We start from the raw sequence: 10,210 nt of genomic DNA, 5'->3' as shown, positions 1-10,210 counted from the left end.
CCTGATCCCATTCCGAACTCAGAAGTGAAACAGTCCAGCGCCGATGGTAGTGTGGATTACCCATGCAAGAGTAGGTCGTCGTCAGGCTCTTAATACGAAGAACCCGTCCTCGTGACGGGTTTTTTTTGCCTGAAATTTAACGTCGGGCCAGAAAACTAAAGGTGCCTTACCCCTTCCACAGTAGCGCCTGAGTCTCTCTTACCATTACTGTACGCCTCTACATCTACCTCTAGTTGCTCTAGTTTCTTTCGACAGAGTTAAACTTTGAAAAAGAAATACTATTAAATTTATGTAGTTATAAGTGTTTTCTACTGGAAATTATCAACACTTATCGACTATAAATAATAGAGTCTATAAAATAAGCGATTCCGCCCTACTAAAAAGTAAATTATCACGGCGGAATTTGCTTGAAGCAGCAGGGACGCAAAATGTCATTGACGACGAAAATATAACCTCATTGTCGTTCTGCTATGCGTGTAAATTGGTTGTGGACAGTTTTGGCGTTGATTATTGGCGTCCTTCAATTCCGTCTTTGGGTAGGCGAAGGTTCTTTCGCTCAGGCTTGGGTGCTTGATCGTCAGGTTGAGAGTCAGAAAGAAGAGAACGAGCAATTGGCGGAGAGGAATCGCAGGCTTGAGGCTGAAGTCATGGAGCTAAAACTCGCACAGAGCGCGATAGAAGAGAGAGCTCGCAGCCAGTTGGGAATGGTGTATCCTGACGAGCAATTTTATTTGCTCATCGAAAACTGAACCTTTCTTGATTTTCCTTATTCGCTTCACTGATACTAGCCCGGTTTTTGCAGAAATCGAGCTTGATTAGTATTAGTAGGCAGTATGGAAGAGCATAAGCTTTGGGTGATAGTGCCCGCCGCAGGTGTTGGCTCTCGCATGGGGGGCGAATGCCCTAAGCAGTATTTGAAATTGCTTGATCGAAGCGTTCTTGAGCATACGCTGGATCGGCTATTATCAGCGCCTGGAATATCACAGATCTATTTGCCTCTTCATCCACAAGATAAATGGTGGCCTGAGATTGCTGGCAAGTATATTGGAAAAACAATACCAGTAGCTGGCGGGGCGGAGCGGTCGACTTCAGTGCTCAATGCTTTAGAGAAGATAGAGCCTCACGCCTCTACTGAAGACTGGGTGCTTGTGCATGATGTGGCTCGTCCTTGTTTTCGCATCAATGACATTTCCAATCTGATGCAGTCGTTATGGAATACTCAACCTGGCGGGCTTTTAGGCGTGCCTGTAGCCGACACGGTGAAAAGGACCAGTGCGACAGGTGAAGTGTTAGATACTGTGCCCCGGACTAATCTCTGGCGGGCGTACACCCCACAGATGTTTCGGTTTGGCATTTTATTGGCGGCTTTAAGGCAAGGGCTAGAAAAGGGCATCAACATTACCGATGAAGCCTCAGCGATCGAAGCTCTGGGCTTGAGGCCAGTAATGGTAGAAGGGCATAGCGATAATATCAAAATTACCCATCCTCAAGATTTACCTCTGGCGGAGATATTCTTACGCCGCATTATGCAGGAAGAAGAATGAGTTTGTTTCGAGTCGGTCATGGCTTCGATGTCCATGCGTTTTCTGAGAGTGGCGACTTTATTGTCATTGGTGGAGTGAAGATTCCATATGATCGTGGCTTGCAAGCGCATTCAGATGGCGACGTCTTACTACATGCGATATGTGATGCTTTACTTGGCGCAGCAGCCTTAGGTGATATTGGTAAACATTTTCCTGATACCGATCCTTCTTTTTCTGGTGCAGATAGCCGAAACCTGCTTCGCTCTGTGGTTAGTAAACTGCATGAGAAGGGTTACAAGGTAGGGAATGTTGATGGGACTATCGTTGCACAAGCTCCTAAGATGGCTCCACATATAGAAAACATGCGAATCAATATTGCCGCTGACTGCAATGTTTCTATTGATTGTATAAACGTAAAAGCCACTACCACAGAAAGACTGGGTTATACCGGCCGTAAAGAAGGCATTGCCTGTCATGCGGTAGCATTGCTAGAGGCGCAAAAGAACTGATATGAATTTTGATCTTAACTTTCCTGGAATTTGGACTGACACGGCCCCTGGGATATGGCGTCAAACTCCGGAAGATTTCGGTGTGGATGAATTATGGACGCCACCAGACTCAGGAGGCGAGCATATTTTACTACATATTGAAAAGCGCGGGCAGAATACCGAGTGGGTATCTCGTAACCTCGCGCGTTTTTGTGGTGTGCGTGATTTTGATATCGGGTTAATGGGATTGAAGGATCGTCATGCCGTGACCAGACAATGGTTTTCAGTATATTTGGGGAAACGTCCTGAGCCGGATTGGAGTCAGTTAGAGATTGAAGGTGTAGAAGTTCTCAGCGTTACTCGTACGCAAAAAAAATTACGCCGAGGCGATCACTCAGGAAATGCTTTTAAGATCTGGGTCAGACAGGTGGAAGGAGTTCACGAGCAAATCGATGAAAAGCTTTCATTCATTCAGGCGAATGGTTTTCCTAACTATTTCGGAGACCAGCGCTTTGGCCACGATGGCTATAATTTACAACGTGCGAATGCATGGTTCGTAGAAGGCCAAAAACCGAAAAAGAAGGCCCATCTGGGGATGTATTTGTCTGCGGCGCGCTCTTATTTGTTTAATGAAATTCTGGCTGAACGCGTTCGTCGAGGGGACTGGTCAGCCATGATCGATGGAGATGAAGGCGCTCCTGCCGCCAGCTCTGTCGTATCTGAATACACCGTTCCCACTGGCCCTATGCTGGGCGGCCCAGAGTTTTTGTCAGGGGCGGCCGGAGAGATTGAGCAACTGAGAACGGCATCTTTATCAGAATGGCTGACCGCTATTCACAAAGACGGCGCGCGTACAGCGCGGAGACCTTTTGTCGCTATGCCTGTAGATATGAGTTGGCAGTGGCTCAATGACGATATTGAGCTGACATTCTCTCTTGGCTCCGGCTGTTTCGCCTCTGTATTGCTGGACCAAGTATTTAGATTAAACTGATTCCAGCCAAACCTGTTTACTAATAGCTTCTCCCATTGTCACTATCATTAAAGCAATTGACTGCAAAAGGCTGGTGATGAGGGAGTAGCGAAAAAAGGAAAAGCGGTAGTGAAATTATTATTGTCCAATGACGATGGCGTGCATGCGCCAGGTTTGTCGGCTCTGGCGGATGAGCTAAAAAATATTGCTGAGATTCGAGTAATTGCGCCAGATAGAGATCATAGCGGAGCGAGTAACTCACTGACGCTGACGCGCCCTTTGATTCTGCAGAAAACCTCACAAGGCTTCTTCGCTGTTGATGGTACGCCGACAGACTGCGTGCATATGGGGTTGAGCGAGATGTTCGGTTATGACGCAGAGCGTGTTGTATCCGGCATTAACTCCCACGCCAATCTGGGTGATGACGTGTTGTATTCAGGAACCGTCGCTGCAGCGATGGAGGGTCGTTTTTTGGCGCAACCCGCAATTGCTGTGTCATTGGTAAATCGAGGGCAAGAAAACTACGCGACTGCAGCGAAAGTGGTCGCCAACTTACTGCTCAGACAGTTAAAGTCGCCGATTGCTCCGCGTACGGTGTTGAATGTGAATGTCCCTGACGTGCCTTTAGACGATATCCGCGGGATTCAGCTAACCCGTTTGGGACATCGTTTGAAAGGCGGCGAGCCACACGAAATTGTGGACCCCAGAGGTCGCAAGCGTTACTGGATAGCAGCGGCGGGAGAAGGGGACGACGCCGGACCTGGTACGGATTTTTACGCGGTGGAGCACAACTACGTCTCCATTACGCCTATTCATGTTGATATGACTCGCTACGACGCCTTTAACCAACTACAGGACTGGCTGGGAGATACTGAGTGAACTTCGATTTGCAAGGCATAGGCATGACATCGCGGCGCACGCGTCTGCGTTTGATTGAGCGCTTGCGGAAAAACGGAATTCAGAATGAAGCGGTGTTGGAGGCGATGACTGAGGTTCCCCGGCATATTTTTGTCGACGAGGCTCTCGCGCATCGCGCCTATGAAGATACTGCTCTGCCGATAGGACACTCCCAGACGATCTCGCAGCCTTATATCGTGGCTCGTATGACTGAGCTGCTGTGCAGTGGCTGGAAACCGAAACGAGTGTTGGAGGTTGGCGCCGGATCGGGTTATCAAACCGCGATTCTGGCCCGGTTATCCACACAGGTTTATACCGTTGAGCGGATTGCGCCGCTGCTGGAAAAAGCGAAACTGAGGTTTAAGGCGCTAAAGTTAAATAACGTTAGCGCGAAATTATCCGATGGGCGTTGGGGATGGCCTGAACAGGGGCCTTTCGACGCGATTATGGTGACTGCGGCCCCGGAGCAGACGCCATCGGAGTTGCTGGAGCAACTTGCGGATGGCGGACGTCTTGTCATTCCGGTTGGCGGCGGCAACGAACAGATGCTGAAGGTCTATAAGAGACAAGGCGCGGAAATAGAGGAGAGCAGTTTGGAGCAGGTTCGATTTGTGCCTTTGTTAGGAGGCGTTGTTCGATAACATGTGGAAGACTTATCTGAAAGGCGTGGCCATGGGAGCTGCGGATATTGTTCCTGGTGTATCCGGCGGTACGATTGCATTTATTTCCGGTATTTACGAGCGGCTTATTTCAGCTCTTGGGCGAATTCGCCCGGGACTGATTAGCATCTGGCGCACGCAGGGATTCGCAGCGGTTTGGAAAGACATTGATGGAACCTTTCTGGCGACATTGTTCGCCGGCATTCTCACTAGCGTTTTTTCGTTGTCCAGGATCATCAGCTCTCTATTGCAGAGCCACCCCAATCTGATATGGGCCTTTTTCTTTGGATTGATTCTTGGTTCCGTCTGGTTTGTAGGTAAGGCGATCAGAGAGAAGAATGCGCTAACTGCATTGTTGATCGGGTTGGGCGCTGCGGTGGCCTATGCGCTGACGGCTTTGAGCCCTACCAGCCTGGAGCCGACCTACCTGAACTTGTTCATAAGCGGCGCCATCGCCATTTGCGCCATGATTCTGCCTGGCGTTTCAGGCAGTTTCCTGCTGTTACTTCTTGGCATTTATGGTCCGGTCCTCGCGGCGGTGAAAGGCTTTGAAATTCTGCCTTTGTCCATCTTCGCCTCAGGATGTCTGATTGGCTTGCTGTCTTTCACCCACCTGCTAAGCTGGTTATTAAGACGTTACCACGACTACACCCTCGCAGTTCTGACCGGCTTTATGCTGGGCGCTCTCAACAAAGTCTGGCCATGGAAGTATACGCTGGAATATCGTATTGATTCTCATGGGGCTCAGGTCCCCCTTGTGCAGGCGAATGTTTTCCCCTCTCGTTACGAGGTGATCACAGGCGAGCCGGCGCAAGTGTTAATGGTGGCGGCGTTGTTCGCTATCGGCGCACTGATGGTGGTTGCGCTGGAAAAAGTGAGACTTGGTTATCAAAAATGAGAGAACACTTTTAGGAAATTAAATCACGTTAGTGTTACTTATTTTCCTTGGTGGTGTTACCTCAGGTATCAGGTATAACGAGCGAACCCGACGGCATTGAATCTATAACTCTATAGAATATAGTTGTAATTTAACTACTTAGGAGTTCAATTTAGAAACTTTTGTAAATAATGAGAATAATCTAGGCTGTATTAATTCCTTTTTGTTTTAAAAAAAGCTAAAAAGTGCATTGTCTAAAATCCCAAAAACACAGGTTTTGTAACAGACTGTATACTGGTAATGGCATTTTTTATGCTTTGAGATCGGTCGCTTTGTCGATCACGCTATTCTTGTGCGCCTGCACCTCTCCTTCTATATATAGAGACCCTGCATTTAACCCTCCGGTGTACTGGGGAAGCCATGTCGTAGAGAAAGGCGACACACTCTATTCTATCGCCTGGAGATATGGTCGGGATTATAAAGAGTTGGCTCGTATCAACCGGATACCCGCTCCCTACATGATTAAGCCGGGGCAGCGGATTTCTCTGGTTGTGCCGGATGGTTACCAGACTGCGAGCGCGCAGCCATCCAGGAAAACCAAAAAGACGACTGTCAAAACCAAGAAAACTTCATCTGTTAAGCCCAAGAAAACTACTCAGCCTAAAACTGCCCAGGCTCCAGTTTACAAAAATACACAAAAGAAAAAAGCTCCTGTAACCAGCAAAACCGATCGAATTGTTACCGGATGGGGGTGGCCCCATCATGGCCCGATTATTGATACTTTTTCTATTGCAGGCGACATCAATAAAGGTGTTGATATCGCCGGCAAAATCGGCGACCCGGTTTTAGCAGCGGCCAGTGGCGAAGTAGTGTATGCGGGTAATGGTTTGCTAGGTTACGGCAAGCTGGTGATTCTGAGCCACGGCGATGAATACATCAGCGCTTACGCGCACAACAGCAAGATACTGGTCAAGGAGGGTGACCTCATAAACCGCGGGCAGAAGATAGCCGAGATAGGTGAGACAGGGACCAACCGACCGATGTTGCACTTCGAAATAAGAAAAAACGGCAATCCGGTTGACCCTCTCAAGTACCTACCAAAACGATAAAACTTGCGCCTGAGCAAGTGCAAAACGTCATCAATACCCCGCAAGGGGTTAACGAGAGCAGGGCATCATCATGGCAGCAGAACGTGAATCTTACGCAGAAGATTTGGCTTACGATGTTGATATCGATTTGGCCGAAATTGAGGCTGAAGAGTTTGAAGACGATGAAAGTGATGTTGTTGTCTCGATTGATCAAGGACGTACCGGTCGTTTCTCCCTAGGCGAAGGCCAATCCTACAGAAACCTCGACGCCACTCAGATTTATCTGAACGAAATCGGTTTCTCCCCATTATTAACCCCGGAAGAAGAAGTTCATTTTGCGCGCATGGCGCGTCGTGGCGATGAGAAAGGCCGTAAGCGCATGATTGAGAGCAATTTGCGCTTGGTTGTGAAAATCGCCCGCAGATATGTGAACAGAGGCCTGAGCCTGCTTGATCTCATTGAAGAAGGCAACCTGGGTCTGATTCGCGCCGTTGAAAAGTTTGATCCCGAACGCGGCTTCAGATTTTCAACTTACGCGACTTGGTGGATTCGCCAGACGATTGAGCGCGCCATCATGAATCAGACAAGGACGATCCGTTTGCCGATTCACGTAGTTAAGGAATTAAATGTGTATCTTCGCGCGTCCCGCGAACTGACCCAGAAACTGGATCATGAGCCCAGCGCTGAAGAAATCGCCGACTTGCTGGAAAAGCCGGTGAAGGATGTTAAACGTATGCTCGGTTTGAACGAGCGCATCACTTCCGTCGACTCGCCGATTGGCGGCAACGCGGAAAAATCCCTTCTTGATACCGTCGCCGATGAGGCGAGCAATGATCCTGCTGAGCTGTTGCAGGATAGCGATCTTAAAGGCTGTCTGGACCGTTGGCTTGACCAATTGTCTGACAAGCAACAGGAAGTAATCGCCCGTCGTTTTGGATTGCGCGGTTATCCCATGAGCACATTGGAAGAAGTAGGGCAGGAAATTGGCCTGACTCGGGAAAGAGTGCGCCAGATTCAAGTAGAAGCGCTCAAGCGCATGCGCGAACTGCTGGAGAAAGAAGGTTTGACCGGAGACACACTGTTTAAGTAACTTTTGGTTACACTGTCGTAACAGTAAAAAGGGCGCATCCAGCGCCCTTTTTTAATGGACCGGTTAGACTTGCTGTCAGGAATGTCTTGCGCCTATAGTTGCGAACCAGCTCGCATAACCCGGTATAACTACCTGTTTTACCCTATCTACCGCTTTTGCGGGCTGCCTATAATGGAGTCCGCTCGCCGATTCGGAATTACCCCGCACCGTTGAGCGCTTACAAACAATAAACAGCAAATAATTTAAATAACAATCAATGCAACTAGGGATGAAATATGAAACAACTAATTTCTGCACTTGTGCTCTTGCTGGTTCTATCCCCTTCCTCGCAGGCCGCTAAAGTAGCCGGCGTCGACATTCCCGACACGCTTAGCGCAGCGGGTTCTGAATTAAAGCTCAATGGCGCTGGCGTGCGCTCCAAATGGTTCATTGACGTTTATGTGGGTGGCTTATACCTGCCGCAGGCGAATAAGGACGCTTCTGCGATTGTGAAAGCGGACGAGCCTATGGCGATCAAACTGCATATGGTTTCCGGTATGGTGACCAGTGAAAAGATGCAGAAAGCCACTACAGAGGGCTTTGAGAACGCGACTAATGGCAATACGGCTCCCATTAAAGCAAATATCGATAAGTTTATTGGCGTCTTCGATGAAGAGATCCAGGAAAATGACGAATTCGACCTGGTGTATCTCCCAGGCAAAGGCGTAGAGGTGTATAAAAACGACGCGCTTGCGGCCACTATTGATGGCGGCGTTGCTTTTAAAGAAGCTTTGTTTGGTATCTGGTTATCCGACAATCCGGCTCAGGAAGAACTCAAGAAGGCGATGCTGGGCGCAAAATAGTCGCGGCAATTTCTTCCTAATCACACTTCACAGCCGAAGGCGGCTGGCTTTTTTGGTTAAAGGCGGGGAATCCCGCCTTTTTCATTTCCAACGTTTCCCGCTGATGCCTCAATTTACCGTCGCTGATGAGCGCTATTGGCGATTTCGCCCTTTTTATTCAGTTAGGGTTAAGCTGGCGCAGGGTATAAATAGACTCACATAAAGGCAGTGGCGATGGGATCGGGTAGTGAAATCAGGTCCTGTCGTAATATTCGAAAAATATGAGAATGGTGTAGGAAGATAATGTTGTCTAATCGCTTCAAAAGGCTTGCGGGAGTGGCGTTGGTGGCTTTGGCTGTAACAGGATGCGCGCACCGTAACCTGATCAAGGATGGGGAAGAGTATTACGCTCAAGGCCGTTATGAACTGGCGGTTGAGAGGTATGAAGAAGCCTTGAAGTTAAAGCCCAACGATAAGGACACCCAGAATAGGCTGCAACAGGCGCGCAGAGACTTTACCGCGTGGTTGAACCAGGTAAGAAGCGCCGCTAACACAGCTTATGACCGCAATAATCTGGGCAAGGCCATGCTGCTTTACGGCAAAGTGGCGCAGGCGACACATGAGCAGTCCGCCTGGGATAGATATAACTCTGCTTATCAGACGATAGCGACGCAGCATCAGTTTCGCATTAAGTTGGACAGCGACCGGCGCGTTTTTGGCGATGATTTGGGGTATGGCGTAGCCGGATTGCAATTGGTCAATAAAGTAAACAGCAAACTTGGCAATGAGGCGCGCGTGAGCATGTCTCGGGCGCCGGTTCACTATAATCTGAGCGAGTCCGTTGTGCCGGAAGTGCAGCAGTATGTCAGCGGGCAGGTGATGGTGAGCAACCCTGACTTTATTCGTCTGCAGGGAGATGTGTCTGACCAGCGATATCAGTTGGATCGCGCTAAAGACAATATGCGGGACGCTCGCCGCGATTTTAAACGGGAGCGGCGGGAGCTGGAATCGACGGAGCGGGATCTGGCGAAAGAAGAAAGCGCGCTGAACAAACTTAACCTCACAGACCCGCAATATGACACACAGAAGAGAGAAGTCGACCGTCTGAAGGACAAGGTCTCCCGTCAAAGGGAGGAGGTGCGTAGAGCTGATGATGAAGTCGACAAGAGAGGCCGCAAACTGGATCGAGCAGATCACAAGCTGGACTCATTGCTGACCGAGTTCTCGATGGTTCCGCCAACCGTGATGGAGGATGTTTACTCCGACTACCACTACGAGAGATACATTTTAACCAAGACCGCCAGCTCCGCATTGGTGATGGAAGTAGATGGTCGCCGTAGCGACACCCCGGTGAATGTCGTCTCCGAAGACGATTATTACGATGATCACTACACGATTGGCTTGGCGCGTAAATCGGCGATGGTGGAGTCTGATCTGGATATGGAAAGCCGTCTCAATACTGAGGTGCGTATCGCTGCCCAAAACAGACTCAAAGCCTTGGTGTCGGACTATAAACAGTCGCTGTTGCTGGAAGCGGCGCAGGTAGTGGGTAATGATGACCGTTTCGACGCCTGGGTGGCCCATGGCGTATCCGGCTCGCCCGGGGTAGATGGCTTCCTGGCGGACAAAATGCGTCAGTACCTTGAGCTGGAGCTGGGAAGAGGCGGGGAGCTGGATATCAACGCATTACTGACCCTGCACCCTGGCGCATAAGCGATCACTGTTTAGTGAAATGAAAAAGGCGGTATTACCGCCTTTTTGCGTCTGTCGCCAGGAATACAACTAAGGGGTTTTAAT

11 protein-coding genes and 1 rRNA gene are annotated in these 10,210 nt (G+C 49.3%); all 12 read left to right on the top strand.

Going from position 1 to position 10,210, the window contains the following annotated elements:
• Positions 1 to 87 (top strand): 5S ribosomal RNA (gene rrf / locus KP814_RS27645); the annotation flags it as partial.
• 383 nt (positions 88 to 470) lie between these two features.
• Positions 471 to 749 carry a septum formation initiator family protein gene (locus KP814_RS27640; RefSeq protein WP_127972699.1) on the top strand — a complete coding sequence of 93 codons (279 nt, stop codon included), beginning with the start codon at positions 471 to 473 and terminating at the stop codon, positions 747 to 749.
• Positions 750 to 833: 84 nt separating this feature from the next.
• Positions 834 to 1,544 (top strand): 2-C-methyl-D-erythritol 4-phosphate cytidylyltransferase, encoded by a 711-nt coding sequence (ispD, locus tag KP814_RS27635; protein ID WP_216739811.1) that lies wholly within the window; start codon positions 834 to 836, stop codon positions 1,542 to 1,544.
• Positions 1,541 to 2,032: a 2-C-methyl-D-erythritol 2,4-cyclodiphosphate synthase gene (gene ispF / locus KP814_RS27630; RefSeq protein ID WP_305858282.1), complete on the top strand. Its 492-nt coding sequence runs from the start codon at positions 1,541 to 1,543 to the stop codon at positions 2,030 to 2,032. The genes ispD and ispF overlap by 4 nt, the downstream gene beginning before the upstream one ends.
• A 1-nt stretch (position 2,033) precedes the next feature.
• On the top strand, positions 2,034 to 3,002 hold the full coding sequence (truD, locus tag KP814_RS27625; RefSeq protein WP_216739810.1) for a tRNA pseudouridine(13) synthase TruD: 969 nt from the start codon (positions 2,034 to 2,036) through the stop codon (positions 3,000 to 3,002).
• 108 nt (positions 3,003 to 3,110) lie between these two features.
• A complete protein-coding gene (gene surE, locus KP814_RS27620; RefSeq protein WP_127972691.1) occupies positions 3,111 to 3,860 on the top strand; it encodes a 5'/3'-nucleotidase SurE in 750 nt (249 codons plus the stop codon).
• Positions 3,857 to 4,519 carry a protein-L-isoaspartate(D-aspartate) O-methyltransferase gene (locus KP814_RS27615; RefSeq protein WP_127972689.1) on the top strand — a complete coding sequence of 221 codons (663 nt, stop codon included), beginning with the start codon at positions 3,857 to 3,859 and terminating at the stop codon, positions 4,517 to 4,519. The genes surE and KP814_RS27615 overlap by 4 nt, the downstream gene beginning before the upstream one ends.
• A gap of 1 nt (position 4,520) precedes the next feature.
• Positions 4,521 to 5,435, top strand: coding sequence for a DUF368 domain-containing protein (locus KP814_RS27610; RefSeq protein WP_216739809.1), 915 nt, complete (start codon positions 4,521 to 4,523; stop codon positions 5,433 to 5,435).
• 224 nt (positions 5,436 to 5,659) lie between these two features.
• The gene (locus tag KP814_RS27605) at positions 5,660 to 6,523 is read left to right on the top strand and encodes a peptidoglycan DD-metalloendopeptidase family protein (RefSeq protein ID WP_216739808.1); all 864 of its coding nucleotides are present in this window, start codon (positions 5,660 to 5,662) and stop codon (positions 6,521 to 6,523) included.
• Between the two features lie 70 nt (positions 6,524 to 6,593).
• Complete coding sequence (gene rpoS / locus KP814_RS27600) at positions 6,594 to 7,592, top strand: RNA polymerase sigma factor RpoS (RefSeq protein ID WP_011395785.1); 999 nt, start codon at positions 6,594 to 6,596, stop codon at positions 7,590 to 7,592.
• Positions 7,593 to 7,867: 275 nt separating this feature from the next.
• Complete coding sequence (locus KP814_RS27595; protein WP_216739807.1) at positions 7,868 to 8,434, top strand: chalcone isomerase family protein; 567 nt, start codon at positions 7,868 to 7,870, stop codon at positions 8,432 to 8,434.
• 282 nt (positions 8,435 to 8,716) lie between these two features.
• On the top strand, positions 8,717 to 10,126 hold the full coding sequence (locus KP814_RS27590) for a tetratricopeptide repeat protein (protein ID WP_216739806.1): 1,410 nt from the start codon (positions 8,717 to 8,719) through the stop codon (positions 10,124 to 10,126).
• Positions 10,127 to 10,210: the final 84 nt, after the last annotated feature.

This window comes from Hahella sp. HN01 (assembly GCF_018986435.1).
GTDB lineage: Bacteria > Pseudomonadota > Gammaproteobacteria > Pseudomonadales > Oleiphilaceae > Hahella.
This window is presented reverse-complemented; position numbering and strand designations above follow the sequence as displayed.